General features: G+C 60.0%; 1 protein-coding gene. It reads left to right on the top strand.

The features are described 5' to 3' along the window. Positions 1–844, top strand: an 844-nt coding sequence (locus AC1DU6_RS33460) for a DUF5939 domain-containing protein (RefSeq protein ID WP_477862648.1), incomplete at both ends; no start/stop codon positions are given.

Genomic DNA, 844 nt, shown 5'->3' with positions numbered 1-844 from the left:
GTGCCCGGGCTGCAGCGGCGTCCTCGACGCCCACAGCACGCTGAAATCGCTGCGCCATGACGACTACCATTGCGGGCTCTGTGCCTGCGGCTATGAAGCGTCGGTTGACGAGCAGGTCGAGGTCGCGTTCACGGTCGCGCCGCGCGTCAGGCATATCGCTGCACACGACCCCAATACGCTGCCGCTCTGGGAATATTTCAAGCAGGTGTTCTGGAGCTCCGGCGTCGATCTCAACCAGGAATCGTTTGCGTCACTCACCGATGAAGTGACGCTGGACGCAATGGAACTGCCGGCGCATGAAAAAGCGGTGATGTCGCTGCACTTGCCGTCGGAGTTCGTCATCGTGTTCGAGCCGGTAACCCATGCCGCGCAGTTCATTGACGTGCAGGGCGAGCCGACCAAGGAACGACAGCATCTGTCGCTGATCTATAACCGGCAGCATACACCGACCGGCACCATCACACTGCAACCCGGACCGTTGCGGTTATCCCTCGAAAACCAGACCGAGGTGCGCGTGCTGCCATCGGTATTTGTCGCGGCCGAGGGCCTCCACCACCTGATCGGCAAGCGCAAGCCGTTCCTCACGGCCAAGCGGATACTCACCAACCAGACCTTTCGCGATGTCTACAAGGCCGACAATCTCAATATCGATCAGCGACTGAAGATCACCTCGCTGACTTTCCTGTTCACCGACCTCAAGGGCTCGACCGCTCTGTACGAGCGCGTTGGCGATCTTGCAGCCTTCGATCTGGTGCGCGCGCATTTCCATGCACTGCTGGAGATTATTGCGTCAGAAGCTGGTGCCGTCGTGAAGACCATCGGGGATGCCGTCATGGCGACCTTT

The sequence above is a fragment of the Roseateles sp. P5_B10 genome (assembly GCF_056400485.1).
The sequence above is the reverse complement of the archived record's forward strand: the minus strand, read 5'-3'. Positions and strand labels throughout refer to the sequence as shown.